Raw genomic sequence first — 929 nt, forward strand, 5'->3', positions numbered from 1 at the left:
GGCGTAGTCCGGATGGCGGCACATCGCCTCCAGCACGCGGCGCCGGATCATCAGGAAGCCGGTGCCGGCGTAGCGGACGCGGGTAAAGCCGTTGACCACCACGATGCGGTCGGGGTCCTCGATCTCGAGCACGTAGTCGAGCGAGGCCGCCGGCACATCCGCCCGACCCGACTGGATCGCACGCGCGGCCTTGTCCCAGTTGACCCGCTTGATCGGATAGCAGCCGGCGACGACGTCGGCGCCGCATTCGATCAGCCGGAACACCTGCTCCGGCTTGAACCCGATATCGGCATCGATGAACAGGAAATGCGTCGCCTTGGGATCGTCCAGGAACATCGCGGCCAGGTTGGCCCGCGCGCGCGTGATCAGGGCGTCGCCGTCGCGCAGCAGCACCTTGAGCTCGAGATTGGACATGCCGTGCACGGCGCGCTGGAGCGCGAAGATCGAGCTCGCATAGATGCTCGACACCTGCCCGCCGAAGCAAGGCGTTGCCACCACCAGTTGCATCTTGTCCGACATCGACAGCTCCGCCCCGCTCCAATCCTCACCAAGAGGTAAAGAGGCATGGTTAACGGCGCCTTAACGCATCCTTACAGGAACTTGACGAGCGAAAGCTGCGCAAGGTTCGAGGTCACCTGGTAGGACGCCTGCAGCGCATTCTGGAGCGACAGGATCTCGCTCGCGACCTGGTCGGGCGAGGCCGATTCCGCCTGGTCGATGATGGTCTGGAGCTGCGCCTTGGCCTGGGTCTGGCGCGTGCTCGCGTCCTTCATCGTGTTCTGGGCCATCGCAATGTCGGTCTGGATGTCCTCGATACGCTGCTGCCCCGGCTGCTGGGTCAGCGCCTGCGTCACCCGCAGGCTCAGCGCCGAGACCTGCCCGCCCGAATACTGCCCGGTCGGCGAGGTCGAGAACGTCCCGAACACGGC

1 protein-coding gene and 1 pseudogene are annotated in these 929 nt (G+C 65.6%); both read right to left on the reverse strand.

The window, feature by feature from the left end; genetic code table 11:
- A partial coding sequence (locus AC1D00_RS43020) for a hypothetical protein (RefSeq protein ID WP_477014909.1) occupies nucleotides 1-519 on the reverse strand: 519 nt, incomplete at its 3' end.
- A 71-nt stretch (nucleotides 520-590) separates the two neighbouring features.
- Nucleotides 591-929, reverse strand: a pseudogene (locus AC1D00_RS43025) (hypothetical protein); the annotation flags it as partial.

Source organism: Bradyrhizobium sp. P2_E8 (assembly GCF_056403875.1).